Source organism: Agromyces capsici (genome assembly GCF_058349965.1).
The window spans coordinates 2,388,665-2,402,578 of the sequence record NZ_JBYRET010000001.1 but is presented as its reverse complement, the minus strand read 5'-3'; the positions used below and the strand labels follow the sequence as shown (position 1 = coordinate 2,402,578).

General features: G+C 71.2%; 11 protein-coding genes. All 11 read right to left on the bottom strand.

Annotation, left to right across the window (positions count from 1 at the left end):
- Window positions 1-88: 88 nt before the first annotated feature.
- The 11 genes from AC3RKB_RS11235 to AC3RKB_RS11185 all read right to left on the bottom strand — a co-directional run bounded on the left by AC3RKB_RS11235 (window position 89) and on the right by AC3RKB_RS11185 (window position 13,911).
- Entirely contained in the window at window positions 89-1,591 is a 1,503-nt protein-coding gene (locus AC3RKB_RS11235; RefSeq protein ID WP_491436229.1) for a sugar transferase, read from the bottom strand.
- Entirely contained in the window at window positions 1,585-2,523 is a 939-nt protein-coding gene (locus AC3RKB_RS11230) for a hypothetical protein (RefSeq protein ID WP_491436228.1), read from the bottom strand. The genes AC3RKB_RS11235 and AC3RKB_RS11230 overlap by 7 nt, the downstream gene beginning before the upstream one ends.
- On the bottom strand, window positions 2,513-3,097 hold the full coding sequence (locus tag AC3RKB_RS11225) for an arsenate reductase/protein-tyrosine-phosphatase family protein (protein WP_491436227.1): 585 nt from the start codon (window positions 3,095-3,097) through the stop codon (window positions 2,513-2,515). Before AC3RKB_RS11225 ends, AC3RKB_RS11230 begins: the two co-directional genes overlap by 11 nt.
- Window positions 3,098-3,108: 11 nt before the next feature.
- On the bottom strand, window positions 3,109-4,509 hold the full coding sequence (locus tag AC3RKB_RS11220) for a tyrosine-protein kinase domain-containing protein (RefSeq protein WP_491436226.1): 1,401 nt from the start codon (window positions 4,507-4,509) through the stop codon (window positions 3,109-3,111).
- A gap of 289 nt (window positions 4,510-4,798) precedes the next feature.
- Complete coding sequence (locus tag AC3RKB_RS11215; protein WP_491436225.1) at window positions 4,799-6,520, bottom strand: DUF4012 domain-containing protein; 1,722 nt, start codon at window positions 6,518-6,520, stop codon at window positions 4,799-4,801.
- A 59-nt stretch (window positions 6,521-6,579) separates the two neighbouring features.
- Entirely contained in the window at window positions 6,580-8,397 is a 1,818-nt protein-coding gene (locus tag AC3RKB_RS11210) for a DUF4012 domain-containing protein (RefSeq protein ID WP_491436224.1), read from the bottom strand.
- A gap of 67 nt (window positions 8,398-8,464) precedes the next feature.
- Window positions 8,465-9,943, bottom strand: a complete 1,479-nt coding sequence (locus AC3RKB_RS11205; protein ID WP_491436223.1) for a sugar transferase — start codon at window positions 9,941-9,943, stop codon at window positions 8,465-8,467.
- Window positions 9,944-10,098: 155 nt separating this feature from the next.
- A complete protein-coding gene (locus AC3RKB_RS11200) occupies window positions 10,099-10,716 on the bottom strand; it encodes a thymidine kinase (protein WP_491436222.1) in 618 nt (205 codons plus the stop codon).
- Complete coding sequence (locus AC3RKB_RS11195; RefSeq protein ID WP_491436221.1) at window positions 10,717-11,478, bottom strand: response regulator transcription factor; 762 nt, start codon at window positions 11,476-11,478, stop codon at window positions 10,717-10,719. It lies immediately after the preceding gene.
- The gene (locus AC3RKB_RS11190; protein ID WP_491436220.1) at window positions 11,465-12,607 is read right to left on the bottom strand and encodes a hypothetical protein; all 1,143 of its coding nucleotides are present in this window, start codon (window positions 12,605-12,607) and stop codon (window positions 11,465-11,467) included. Before AC3RKB_RS11190 ends, AC3RKB_RS11195 begins: the two co-directional genes overlap by 14 nt.
- Entirely contained in the window at window positions 12,604-13,911 is a 1,308-nt protein-coding gene (locus AC3RKB_RS11185) for a sensor histidine kinase (protein ID WP_491436219.1), read from the bottom strand. The genes AC3RKB_RS11190 and AC3RKB_RS11185 overlap by 4 nt, the downstream gene beginning before the upstream one ends.
- Window positions 13,912-13,914: the final 3 nt, after the last annotated feature.

Genomic DNA, 13,914 nt, shown 5'->3' with positions numbered 1-13,914 from the left:
ACAGACGGAGCCCCCAAGGACAGCCCACTCAGACGTACGCGTGCGACTCGCGCCGGCGAATTCCAGTAGCGAACGTGCCGATTGATAATCACGAGGCGTCCTTGCCTGGGGCAATCACCGCGCGAATCGTCCGCCAGAGGATCGCGATATCCGTCGTCATTGACCAGTTCTCGACGTAGTACAGGTCAAGGCGCATTGCGTCGTCCCAATCCAAGCTCGAGCGACCACTCACCTGCCAGAGGCCGCTCACACCGGGCTTCATCATCAGTCGTCGATGGGCGGCGTCGTCGTAGAGCGCGACTTCCGCCTCGCGCTGTGGCCGTGGGCCGACCAGGCTCATGTCGCCTCGGAGTACGTTGAAGAACTGCGGAAGTTCGTCGAGCGAGTATCGGCGAATCAACCGGCCTACAGGGGTGATCCGTGGATCGGCATTGATCTTGAAGAGCGGGCGGTCGGACGTGCCTTGCGCATCGAGCAGGCTCTTGAGCTGATCGTCAGCGCCCTGGACCATCGAACGAAATTTGAGCATCCGGAAAGGTGCGCCACCGAGCCCGATGCGCTCCTGAGAGTAGAATATTGGCCCAGGGCTTGAGAGTTTCACGGCGGTGGCAACTGCCAGCATGATCGGACCGCTCAGGAGTATGAGCACCAGCGAGCCGACGATGTCGAAGAGTCGCTTGGACGCCTTCTTGCGCCCCTCGAAGACCGGATACTCGACGTGGATCAGCGGCACACCGGCGACCGGGCGCGCGTGGATACGGGGTCCAGCGACGTCGGTGAGCGCGGGCGCTACGATCAGGCTCAGGGACCGTGCCTCGAGATCCCAGCCGAGCTGGCGCAACTGCACCGGATCGATCGTGTCGGCACCGGTCACGATCACCGTGTCGGCGCGGGTCGCGTCGATCGCGTCAAGGACATCGTCGTATCCGGCCACGACAGGGATGTCGGGGAGCAGGTCGTTCGAGGTCGTTCCGTGCTCGGTCACCGCCCCGACGATGTGGAGGCCGGCCCGGCCGTCGCGGGCGAGCTGGCGGGCGACGTGGATCGACTTCGTTCGCTCGCCGAGAAGCAACGCGTAGTGCAGGTAGTCGCCGTCGCGCCGACGGCCGTTCAGCCACTGACGCCACACCCAGCGTCCGAGGATCATCAGGCCGAGTCCCGTGGGCAGCGCGATCAGCAGGTACCCACGGCCGATCGGCGAATTGAGAAGGAACGCGAGGATGGCGAGGATACCGAAGACCCGAATGGTCGCGTCGGCGACGCGCTTGTACTCGAGCGTGCCGGACCCGATGATCTTGTGGTCGCGTGTCGCGTAAAACTCGAGGGCGAGCATCCACGCGATCACCAGGAGGATGGACAGCGCGGAGTAGGTCAGCGCGAAGCCGAACATCTCGGACGAAGCCACCTCGAGCTCGACGGAACGCGTGCCGAAGCGGAGCAACTGCGAACCGAAGACCGCGACGAGCACGGCGAGAAGGTCGGTGGCGAACAGCCGCGTCGCGAACTTCCGTTGCCATTTCGCGACCACCGCGCTCGGAGACTTCGCGCCGGTCGCCTCGTTCTGCCCCTCGGCAGGCGCCATCGTCACCATGTCGCACCCCCATCCTTCGAGCGGGCGACGAGCTCGCCGCTCCACAGCCACACCCCGCCTGCCGAGTCGGCGGCGATCGCGGAGGCCCCGTCCGCGGCATCCGTCGCCAGGCACTCGCCCGCGGGGGCGGCCGTGCCATCCGTCGCCACCGTCGCGACCTGCACGCCGTCGCAGTCGCCCTGGTCGGCGATCAGCACCCGGATGCCGCTGCTCGCGTCGTCACGCTGCATCGCGATCGCCGCGGCACCCGACACGGGCGCGGTCTCGAGCCAGTTCGCTCCCCCGTCGAGCGTGATCGCGAGCACCGCGTCGTCGCAGAGCACGGCCGCCGACTGCGCGTCGGCAGCGGCGACCTGACGCGGGGTGCCCGGGCATGGCAGCCAGCGCGCACCGCCCGGCGCGACGACCTCGGCGCCCTCGATGCGCCACGCCGAGTCGAGCTCGGCGGAGGCGGCCCAGCCGGCTCCCTGAACGAACGTGCCGAACGCAGCCGGCGCGCATCCGTCGGCCAGCGCCGCGACGGCCGTCGCCTCCGTCGCGGAGGTGGCGACGATCGACTGCGGGGCGCTGCCGTCGGGCAGTTCGGCCGAGACCCACGTCGCTCCCCCGTCGCCGGTCGCCTCGACGACGCCGGGCACGGCGAGGCAGTCACCGGTCGTCGCGCGGTAGGCGACGTTCGCGTCGAACGCGGCCAGCGTCACCGACAGCGCGGCGACGCTGAGGTCGGGTTCGGGCGTCGGCGTCGCGCTCGACTCGATCGGGATCAGCGACGGCATCGCCTGCGGCGAGGCCGCGCCGGCGGCGGGCGCACGCGTCGACGAGAGTGCGAACCAGATGAGCGCGAGGTCGACGAGCGCGAGCAGCGCGAGGCCGGCGATGACCCACCAGCGGATGCCGTGCGGCGCACCCGAGACGTACGACCTAGGCGGCACCTCGACCTCCCGAAGCAGTCGCTGCGAACGCCCGCACGGCCGCGTCGACGGCATTCGTGATCAGGCGACCCGCCTCGGCATACACCTCGGGCGAACGACGATAGGGATCGACGACGTCATCGTCGTCGGGGCGCACCGGCGGCATCGCGAGCCCGCGCGACAGCGCGAACTCCTCGACCAGTGCAATCGGTTCGATCGTGGCTCCCGGCATCGCGGCCGGAGGAGGCTCGGCGGCGAGGTACTCGCCGATGCGCGCGAACTCGCGCAGCGTGAACGTGCGGCGCGACGCGCGCGGCGAGAGCTTGACGACCGCGGCGCGGTGCTCGCGCGAGGCCGTGAGGATCAGGTCGGCGAGCTCGACCATGGTGGTCGTGAGCTGCTGGGCGCGGTGCCCGTCGCCGTCGAGGCCGGCGGCGAGAGCGAGCTCGGCCGTCTCGGGGGTCATCGGCGAGTTCACCATCGCCCGGGTGCCCGCGCTCCAGACCGTGGCGTCGATACCCCCGCGCTCGAAGCGGTCGGCGAGCAGGTGCGCGGCAAGCGGCGACCGGCAGATGTTGCCGGTGCAGACCGTCATCACGTGCAGCGTCATCGCGCCACCGCCGGCTCGTCGGAGGCGTACCCGTAGCCGTAGCCGTACCCGTAGCGGCCATAGCCGTACGCGTCGGGACCCTTCGTCGGCAGCATCGTCAGCACGATGCCGGACACCGGTGCGTCGACGTTCGCGAGCGCCGCCAACGCGCCCCGCAACTGCCCGCGCTGGGTGCGGCCCGCGGCAACCACGACGATCGCGCCGCCGACGTTGCGCGCGAGGATCGCGGCATCCGTCACCGGCAGCAGCGGGGGTGCGTCGAAGAGCACGACGTCGAACGAGCGGTCGAGCTCGGCGATCGTCTGGATCATCGCCTTCGAGCCGAGCAGCTCGCTCGGGTTCGGCGGGATCGCACCCGCCGGCAGCACGTACAGCGAGTTGCGGCCCCAGCGCTGCACCACGTCCTGCACGTCGGCGCGGCCGATCAGCAGGTCGCTGAGGCCCACCGCGCCCTCGAGGCCGAGGTACTCGGCCACCTTCGGGCGGCGCAGGTCGGCCTCGACGAGCAGCACCTTCGCACCGGCATCGGCCAGCGCGATCGCGAGGTTCGCGGTCGTCGTCGACTTGCCCTCGGACTCGATCGAGCTCGTCACCACGAACGACCGGTTCGTGCGGCCCGCGTCGACGAAGTAGAGGTTCGTGCGCAGCGTGCGGAACGACTCGGCGCGGGGCGACTGCGGATCGGCGTGCACGATCAGCGGGCGCTCGGCCGCCTTCGGGTCGAACACGATGCCGCCGATGATCGGCGTCTCGGTCACCAGCTCGACGTCGCGCTCGTTGCGGATGCGGGTGTCGAGCGTCTCGCGCAGCACCGCGATGCCGATGCCGAGCGCGAGGCCCACCAGGCCGCCGAGCGCCACGTTGAGCGGCACGTTCGGGCTCACCGGCGACTCGGGCACCGCGGCGTGCTGCACGAGCGTCAGCTTCACGGCGCTGCGGGTCTCGCCGTCGTCGCCCTCGGATGCTTCGATCGTCTGCACCACACGAGTGAGGCTCTCGCTGACCGCCGTCGCGACGTTCGCCGCCAGCTCGGGGTCGTCGTCGACCACGGTGATCTCGATGAGCGACGTGTCGAGCGGCGCCGTCGCGGTGACCTGCTCGGCCAAGCTCTGAGCGGAGGTCTCGAGTGAGAGCTCCTCGATCACCGGAAGCAGCACGATCGGGGTGGTCGCGAGGTCGGCGTACGTCTTCACGCGCTGCTGCGTGAACGTGTTGCCCTGTTGAAGTTCGCTGACGGATGACCCGGCCGACGTCGAGACGAAGACCTTCGCCGACGAGCTGAACTTCGGGGTCGTGATGATCGAGTACGCGGCGCCGGCACCGATGCCGAGGAGGGTCAGCAGCACGATGAGCACCCACGACTGCCGGAGGATTCGGAGATAATCCCTCAACTCCACTGAAATCACCTCCTGAACGCAACGAAACGTCGGCCCGGCGCAACTCCCTTGCGCGGCCGACGTTGTCTCACCACTCTTTCACAGGAACGGAATCGGATTCCCCCCTCCGGTACCGATTCCGGATAGTTGTACCCCGAACTGGGGTACAGGTCACGCGCGTCGCGGCGTACCCCTGAGGTTCTCTCGAGCGATCACATCGGTGCGCACGAACTCACCCTGAATCGCGCTGGCTGAACCCCGGTGACCGTCCCCATTCGACCCCGGTCGAACCCGGGCTGGCCGGCGCGTCTCAGCAGGGCGCGTCGGCCAGGGTCACGGCGGTCGTGTTGATCATCGGCGTCGTCCGCACCTCGGTCGGTCCGTACTCGCCGGGCACGCCGGCGAACGTCGCGCGCACGAGAGCCGTCTGACCGCTCTCGAGGTCGATCGTGAACTTCTCGGCGGGCCTGCCGAGGTCGGTCACCGACGGGCCGGCGACCGTGTTCAGGCCGGGCTCGGGAACCTCGACCGCCGCGGTGATCGCACCCACGGGCCCGTAGAGGAACACCTCGGTGCGGTAGAACGCGTACAGGTTGCTGTCGACGTACCGCGGCAGCTCGAGGTCGCCGGGCACGTCGAATCGCAGCCGTGCCTCGACCGTGTAGGTCGGCGCGTCGGGCGTGCACGAGTCGGTCGTCACCACGACCTCGGTGTGCAGGTAGTAGTCGATCTTCGACGACGACCGGTCGCGGAAGTACGCGCCGACCACCGTGGCCCCGGTGTTCGTCTGCGGCAGCACGCCCTGCAGGCGCGTGTCGTCGAACAGCTCCTGCGTCGCGGGATCGGCGCTCCACATCATGAGCGAGCCGCCGTTCGCGACATCGGTCACCGCTCGCGCCATCGCCCACACGTCGTAGTCCACCGTCATGACGCGGTCGAAGATCGCGGATGCCGCGGCGGCGAAGTACTCGTCGGATCCCTTGCCGTCGGGGTACCGGAAGTACGCCTCGCTCAGGAGCTTCGAGACCACGTTCGTGCTCGTCAGCTGCTCGCCGCCGGGCAGCGTCACCGGCCCGGTCACCTCGAGGAGGCGCGCCAGGCCGATCGGGTCGAGCGAGACGATCACGTCAGGCGTCAGCCCCTGCTCCCGCTCCCAGTGCGCCGTGATGAACCGCGCGGCGGTCGGGAAGTCGGGGCGGCTCGTCGCCGCGTTGACCTGGTTGAAGAAGATGTCGTCGTACAGCTCGGCCGCACTCGGGTCGACGTCGACCGGCAGCGGCGTGCGATCCGTGAAGTCGGCGCTCGAGACCTGCCTCGCGACCTGCACCGAGCCCGCCTCGACCGTGAGGAGCGTCTGCGCCGCCGGACCTCCGCCGAGTCCCGCCGCCTCGGCGTTGTTCAGGAACGCGAGTACGACGTTCCGGGGCCCGTTCACGCCGAGCAGCTCGCCGACCGCGTTGAGGGCCGCGTCGACCTGCGGGACCGCCGCGCCCGCGGTCGACAGCATGCCGTCGAGCTCGGTCACCGCCGCGCCGACCGGGCTGATCGTGGCATCCGTGTCGATCGAGTCAAGCTCGCCCTGCAGTTCGGGCAGGATCCGCGCCGCCGCCGCCGAGATCTCGGTCGCCTCGCGCAGCGGCGCGACGTCGAACCCGCCCGTGGCCGGATCACGGGCGAGCGTGAACGAGCCGAGCAGCGTCGAGACCGGCGTGACCACCTCGGCCGACAGGTCGTCGACCCCCTCGGCGATCACGCGCACCGCGCGGAAGTTCTCGCCCAGCACCGGGACGAGCTCGCCCGCACGCCACACCGGCGACGCGGTCGGCTCCACGGCCGATGACGCCGACGACGCGAGCTCCGCCGCGATCGGGGGCAGGTCGGTCAGCCGCCGCTCGTCGGCCGCCCGCTGGAACTGCGCCACGGAGGTGCGCGCCGCCTCGAGGTCGTCGCGCACCTGCAACGCGCTCGTGCCGAGCCACCACGTGGCGACGCCGCCGCCGATGATCAGCAGCGCCAGGACGGGCCAGAACACGGCATGAAAGACCCGGCGGCGCGTGCGCGGTGTGCGTCGGCCGCGGGCGTCGGGCGGCGTCATCCGCAGGGCGCTTCGGCGACCGTGACCGCAGTCGGGTTGATCATCGGCGTGACCCGCACCGCAACCGGCGCGTCGTCGGGCGTGCCGGCGAACGTGGCACGCACGAGCGCCGTGCCCCCGTTCTTCAGGTCGACCGTGAACTTCTCGGCCGGACGGTTCAGGTCGACGACCGACGGGCCCGTCGTCGTGCCCAGGCCGGGCTCGGGCACCTCGACCGCGGTAGTCGTCCCGCCCACCGGGCCGTACAGGAACACCTCGGTGCGGTACGTGCCCGGCTCGCGGGCATCGATGTACTCGGGCAGCTCGATATCAGCCGGGATGTCGAACCGCAGCCGAGTCTCGACGGTGTAGGTCGGCGCCTCGGGGTTGCAGGTGTTCGTCGTGACCAACGCCTCGGTGTGGAGGTAGTAGTCGATCTTCGAGATCGAGCGGTCTCGGAAGTACACGCCGAGCACGGTCGCACCGTCGTTCGTCGCGGGCAGCGTGCCATCCAGCCGCGACCCCTCGAACAGCGTCTGCGTCGGCTCGTCGGCGGTCCACATCATCAGGCTGCCCGCGTTCGTCACGTCGACGAGGGCCTGCGCCATCGCCCACACGTCGTAGTCGCCCGACATGAGGCGATCGAACACCGCGGCCGAGGCGGTCGCGAAGAACGCGTCGGACTCGGCGCCGCCCTCGGGGTAGGTGAAGTAGATCTCGTTGAGCATCTTCGACACCACGTTGTCGCTGGTCAGCTGCTCCCCGCTCGGCAGGGTCACCGGCCCCGTCACCTGCAGGATGCGCGACACCGCGAGCGGATCGGTCATCACGACCGTGTCGGGCACGATGCCGATGTCGCGCTCCCAGCGGGCACGCAGCAGTTCGGCGGCGGTCGGGAAGTCGGGCCGGCTCGTGGTCGCGTTGATCTCGGTCAGCAGGATGTCGTTGTACAGCTGCGAGGCGCTGTCGTCGACCGGGACGTCGATCGGGGCCTGCGTGTCGAGCTGCGTGCTCGAGACCTGCCGGTCGATGGCGATCATGCCGTTGTCGACGTTGAGCAGCGTCTGCGCCGCCGGGCCGCCGCCGAGCGCGGTCGCCTCGGCATTGTTCTCGAACGCGAGCAGGACCTTCTGCGGACCGTTGATGCCGAGCATCGCGCCCGCTCCGGCGAGCGCGGCATTCATCGCCGGCACGGTCTGCTCGGCCTGCGCCACCACTCCCTGGAACTCGCCCACCGCGTCGGACACCTGCCCGATCGTGGCGTCGGTGTCGACCGACGCGAGGGATTCCGACAGTCCCCCGAGGATGCGGTCGGCGGCGGCGGCGACCTCGGTGGCCTCGCGGAGCGGCTCGAGGTTCAGCGCACCGGTCTCGTCACGCGCGATGCCGAACGACCCCACCAGCCCGACGGTCGGCTGCACGACCTCGACGGAGATGTCGTCGACCCCCTCGGCGATGATCCGGACGGCTCGGAAGTTCTCGCCCAACCCCGGGATCAGCTCGGAGGCACGCCAGATCGGGTTGCCCGTGGGCTCGACCGCCGCCGACGCCGACGCCGACAGGTCGTCGGCGACCGGCTGGAGCTCGTCGAATCGGCGCTCGGCTGCGAGCGTCTGGAACGTCGCCACGGAGTCGCGCGCGGCTTCGAGGTCGTCGCGCACCTGGAGTGCACTCGTGCCGAGCCACCACGCCGACAGTCCGCCGCCGATGATGACCAGCGCCAGCACCGGCCAGAAGATCGCATGGAAGATCCGGCGGCGCCTGCGTCTCTTCGAGCGTCCGCTGCTGCTGCCGTGCGGACGCTCCGGCGCCAGCACGAACTCGGGGTTCGTCACGACGCCCCATCGTAGACGGACACGGCCGAGAATGCGCCTCGCACGCCCCCCGAGAACGCCGTCGGCATCAGTAGGCGCCCTGCGCCTGGACCACGGCGCGCGCCGTGCGGTACAGGATGATGACGTCGCCGGTCAGCGACCAGTTCTCGACGTAGTACAGGTCGAGGCGCACGCTGTCCTCCCACGAGAGGTCGGAGCGTCCCTGCGTCTGCCACAGTCCCGTGATGCCCGGGCGCACCAGAAGCCGGCGACGAGCCCAGTCGTCGTACCGCACCACCTCGGAGGCGAGCGGCGGCCGCGGCCCCACGAGCGACATCTCGCCGCGGAGCACGTTGATCAGCTGCGGCAGCTCATCGAGGCTGTACCGGCGAAGGATGGCGCCCATGCGCGTCACGCGCGGGTCGGTGCGCATCTTGAACAGCACGCCGTTGCCGTCGGTGCGGTCGAGCAGCGTCGGCAGCTGCGCCTCGGCGTCGACCACCATCGACCGGAACTTCAGCATGTGGAACGTCTCGCCGTTGAGCCCCACGCGCTCTTGCGAGAAGATCGCCGGGCCGGGGCTGTCGCGGCGTACTGCCAGCGCGATCAGCAGGAACAGGGGGCTCAGGATCACGACGGCGAGCGTGCCCACCACGAGGTCGAACGCGCGCTTGGCCGCGTACTTGCTGCCCGTGAACATCGGGTAGTCGACCTGGATCAGCGGGAGCCCGGCCACCGGTCGCGCGTGGATGCGCGGGCCCGCGACATCCGTCAACGCCGGAGCCACCACCAGGTTCGTCGACGTCGTCTCGAGCTGCCAGCCGATCTCGCGCATGCCGCGCGGATCGATCGTGTCGGCACCCGTGAACACCACCGTGTCGGCGCGCGCCTCCCGCAGCACCCGGTCGAGGCTCGCATAGTCGCCGAGCACCGGGATGCCCCGCGCGAGCTCGTGGGACGACTCGCCGTGCTCGGTGATCGCACCGACGATCTGGATGCCCGTGACGCCGTCGCGCGCGATCTGCTCGGCCACGTGCGCCGACTTCTGCCGCTCGCCCATCAGGACGGCGCGGTGCACGAAGTTGCCCATGAGCCGCTGACGAAGCAGCCACTTGCGCCACGCCCAGCGCCCCGTGACGAGCAGCGCGAGCCCCAGCGGGAACGCCACCAGCACGTACGCGCGACCGACCTCGGAGCGCAGCAGGAACGCGCCGATCGCGAGGATCGCGAAGACGCGGATGCTCGCATCGGCGATGCGGCGGTACTCGGACGTGCCCGCGCCGACGACGCTCGGTGCACGTGTCGCGAACAGGGCCAACGAGACGAACCATCCGGCCGCCAGCAGCGCGGAGACCACGGCATAGCTGATCAGGAAGTCGGCCCGCTCCCCCACGCCCGGAATGCGCAGCGAGGTACCGGTCGTGCCGAACCGGATGAACTGCGAGCCGTAGACCGCGAAGACGATGACCGCGAGATCGGTGAACAGCAGCCGCCGTCCGTACGCGCGCTGCCACCCGGCGACCACCTCGGCAGGGGTTGTGGTCTCGGGCTGCCGAGTGAGCGACATGCATCACCTCCGGCGCCGGCTCCGCCTCGGGTTGGGAGCCCGGCGCATGCACACCGTTCGGGCGCGGTGGGCATGGTCAGGCTACCCTCCCACCTCGGCGCTCCGGGAGTGCTGCGTCGGAGGTCACCCCCGAACTGGGGAGAAGTGAGTCGGCCTCACGCCTTCCGGCCGTGCAGCACCCCGCCGCTCTCCTGCAGGTAGCACACGCCGCACAGCGACTCGTACGTGACATCCGCCCCGTCGATCGCGACCTGGTCGCCGTCGAACACGTACCGGCCGTCGATGAGCCGGCCGTTGAAGATCGCCTTGCGGCCGCACCGGCAGATCGTCTTCAGCTCCTCCAGGCTGTGCGCCACCTCGAGCAGTCGACGGCTGCCCGAGAATGCGACCGTCTGGAAGTCGGTGCGGATGCCGTAGGCCAGCACCGGGATGTCGTCGAGCAACGCGATCCGCAGCAGGTCGTCGACCTGCTCGCTCGAGAGGAACTGCGCCTCGTCGACCAGCAGGCAGCTCACGTCGCGGCCGGTGCGCTCGATCACCGGCGTGCGCTGCCGCTCGAACAGGTCGAGCACCGCGTCGTCGGGCGTGATCGTGAAGTCGACGTCGCGCACCATGCCGAGCCGCGACACGATGCTGCGATCGCCCTTCGTGTCGACCGCCGGCTTCGCCAGCAGCACCTCGTGGCCGCGCTCCTCGTAGTTGAACGCGGCCTGCAGCAACGCGGTCGACTTGCCGGAGTTCATCGCCCCGTAGCGGAAGTACAGCTTGGCCATCTACTCGAGCAGTCCGTCCTCCGCCGCCCGGCGGATCAGTTCGGCGCGGCGCCCCGCGGGGCGGCCGACCTTGGCGTACTTGTCACGCGCGCGACGCAGGTACGTCTTCGCGCTCTCGTACCCGATGCCCATCGTCTTCGCGACGGCCGCGGTCGACAGCCCCTGCGCGTAGAGGATGAGCGCGCGCCGCTCGGCGTCGCTCAGGCCCGCGTCGGCGGGTGCGCCCGGGTCGCCGAGGTCGTCGGCGTTCGCCTGGTCGACGGATGTCGCGTGGCGGGCGCGCGCCATCCGCTCGCCCCGGGCGACCCGCCGGGCGATCGCGATCAGCTCGGCCACCGGCATCGTCTTGGGCACGAAGGCGCCCGCGCCCGCGTCGAGCGAGCGGTTGCGCGACGCGTCGTCGTCGAGCGCCGTGACGACGACGACCGCCGCGCCCGCGGCCCGGCACGCACGGATGCGCGACTCGATCGAGATGCTCTCGTCGAGCTGCAGGTCCATCAGCACCAGGTCGACCGGGAACTCGGGATGCCGCACCAGGTCGAGCCATCGCGTCGTGCGGACCACGACCTCGAGGTCGTCGGCGTGCTCCTCGATCCATGACGCGAGGCCGTCGACGATGACGGCGTGGTCGTCGAGGATGCCGACGCGGACCGTGCTGCGCGCGGTCGCGTCGGCGCCGGGCGCGGTCGCGTCGGTGCCGGTCGCGTCGGTGCCGGTCGCGTCGGTGCCGGTCGCGTCGGTGCCGCGCTCAGCCGGCGTCATAGCGGAACTCCACGCGGACATTCTCTCGCGTCACGACCAGGTCGCTGTGCAGCCCGACCGTGCGCGCGACGGCGAGGAACCGCTCGAGCTCGCGCCTCGTCGGCGGTGCCGTACCCGCCTCGGCCTCGAGCACGATGCGGCCCGACTGCCCCGACGACGACGCCGACATCCGGATGGCGCGCGCCCGCGCCCCCGCGGACAGCCACGACACGAGCGCGGTGATCGCCGGCCGCTGGTCGGTGCGCAGCCGACCGGCGACGCCGCCGGGATCGTCGACCGTGACGGCCACCTCGCGCGCCGCGGAGATCGATGCCGCGAGGTCGTCGAGCCACGTCGACTCGATGCCGGCCTTGAGCGCGCGCCGCAGCGCGTCGGCGAGCTCCCGAGCACGGTCGGCGTCGGCGACGCTCACCCGGTCGGCCGTCATCACATGCGCGAGGAACGGCAGCACCTCGCGCCCGAGCACCGACACGCGGCCCTGCTGCACCGACCGCGCGATGCCGGTGCGGATGCCCGCGTCGCGTTCGAGGGCGGCCGTGTTCGCCGTGCGCTGCCACGCGAGGGTCTCGCGCACGATGGTCACCGAGTAGCCGGCCGCCGCCGCGGCGAACGCGAGCACGGTCACGCCGTCGAGGATCACGATCGACACGGCCGTGACGCGCGGGAGCGCGCCATCCGCTGACCCGACCTCGAGGATCGCGAGGAGCGTGGTCGCGATGCCGCCGGCGACGAGCAACGACACCCATGTGCAGAACGGCGACACCGCGAGGATCAGCGCACCGACGACGACGGGGCCGAACCGCGCGTAGTCGGCGCGATCGGCGCCGATGGTGGCGACGAACTCAGCGATGGCGGCGCCCACGGCGAGACTCACGGTCATCCACAGCCGGTCGACGGTGAACGGCGAACGGGCCGGCAACGCCGAGATCGACGCGACCAGGCCCGCCCCCGCGACGAGCGCGATGGCGAGCAGCGAGAACCCGGGCGCCGTCACCTCGTTCCACTGCGCCGCGGTCACGCCCACCGCGACGCCCACGGCGAGCGCCGAGCCCACGACCACGAGCGGCGCGGCGGCCACCCCGCCGATCGGGTCGACCTCCTGCTGCGTGAGCCGCATCGTGCCGCTCATGCGCCGCCCTCCGGGACCGAGAGCACCACGGTCGTGCCGACGCCGGGGCGCGACCAGATGCGGACCGAGCCGCCTTCCTGCTCGATGCGCCCCGTGATCGACGTGCGGAGGCCGATGCGGTCGTCGGGCACCGCCTCGGGATCGAAGCCGGCGCCGCTGTCGACGACGATGACCGTGACCTCGCCGTCACCCGCCCCGACCGCGACCTCGGCCTCGTCGACGCCCGCATGGCGGATCACGTTGACGAGGCACTGGCCGACGGCCGCCTCGAGCGCGTCGCGGCGGCCGGGGCCGAGCCGCTCGAGGGCCTCGGGTTCGCCGGCGACGTTGACGGTGACGCCCGCGTCGCGGGCGATGCCGAGGGCCTCCGAGAGGGGTGAGGCGGTGCCGGTCGTGCCGGCGGGGCCGGCGGGGCCGGCGGGGCCGGCGCCGGCGGGGGGAGCGGCAGCCGGCGCGACGGCGACGCCCGCCATTCCCTCGGCGGCCCTGGGGCCGGCGTCGGCATGTTCTGCGGCGTCGGCGGCCCAGTCGCGGCCGACGATGAGGGTGAGGTCGTTGCGGATGGCGGCGCGAAGCCGATCGTCGACGGGCCCCGAGCCGGCGGTGGCGATGGCGACGAGGTGGCTGAGCGCGGTGTCGTGCAGTCGGGCGATGGCGCGGAGTTCGTAGTCGTGCCGGATGTTGAGTTCGCGGGTCTGCTGGCTGGCGCGGTGCAGTGCGGTCTCGCGGCGGTCGACGGCGCGACGCGACGCGGCGTCGAACGTCCGCGCGATGACGACGATGCCGAGCGTGGCGGTCGCGGCGAGGCCGGGCGTCCAGGCCGCTCCGGCGGTCGCGGCGCCGAGGAATGCGGCGGCTTCGCCGAGCCCCCAGCCGAGCACGGCCCAGGTGATCGCGATGCCGGATCCGACGCCGGCGCCGCCGACGAGCACCAGCGCGGCGCGGGAGAGGGCGACGAGCGCGGTGTCGGCGGCGTTGTCGATCTCGCCCGAGGCGAGGAGGAGCGCGGTGAGTCCGTACACGGCGGCGGTGCCGGCGATGAGCGACACGACGGTGAGGGTGACGGTGGCGTAGCGGGCGACGAGGAGCAGCAGGAGCGCCTGGATGGCGAGGAGCGCCATGGCGGCGAACGCGGCGCGCTGGCGGCCGGGGCCGTCGCCGATCGGCGTCGTCACTGCGACGGCCGACACGATCGTGAGCAGCAGGCCCGAACCCAGGCAGACGGCGGCGGCCCACTGCCCGGCGCGCGACAGCGCACGGCTGAGGGATTCGCGCGCCAGGTGCTCGGGCAGGCCCAGCGTCATGTG